The sequence below is a fragment of the Erwinia sp. B116 genome, from assembly GCF_002865965.1.
Taxonomy (GTDB): domain Bacteria; phylum Pseudomonadota; class Gammaproteobacteria; order Enterobacterales; family Enterobacteriaceae; genus Erwinia.
Genome location: NZ_JRZZ01000131.1, coordinates 1 through 410, shown reverse-complemented (window position 1 = coordinate 410; position 410 = coordinate 1). Strand labels below are relative to the sequence as shown.

Genomic DNA, 410 nt, shown 5'->3' with positions numbered 1-410 from the left:
AAAATGTCTAAATTCGACCTGCTGGACCCACAGAACTCCACCCTGATCTTTATCGACCATCAGCCGCAGATGTCGTTCGGCGTCGCCAACATCGACCGCCAGCAGCTGAAAAATAATACCGTGGCGCTGGCCAAAGCGGGCAAGATTTTTAACGTTCCGACCATTTATACCTCGGTGGAAACCGAAAGCTTCAGCGGCTACATCTGGCCGGAGCTGCTGGCGGTGCACCCGGAGGTGCAGCCGATTGAGCGTACTTCGATGAACTCCTGGGAAGATGCGGCCTTCGTGGCGGCGGTGAAAGCCACCGGCCGTAAGAAGCTGATTATCTCCGCCCTGTGGACCGAGGTGTGCCTGACCTTCCCGGCGCTGATGGCGCTGAAAGAGGGCTTCGAGGTATACGTGGTGACCGA

The 410-nt window shown here is 57.3% G+C and carries 1 protein-coding gene; it reads left to right on the top strand.

The features are described 5' to 3' along the window. Positions 1-3: 3 nt before the first annotated feature. The coding region (locus NV64_RS22935; RefSeq protein ID WP_146005554.1) for an isochorismatase family protein at positions 4-410 on the top strand (407 nt) is incomplete at its 3' end.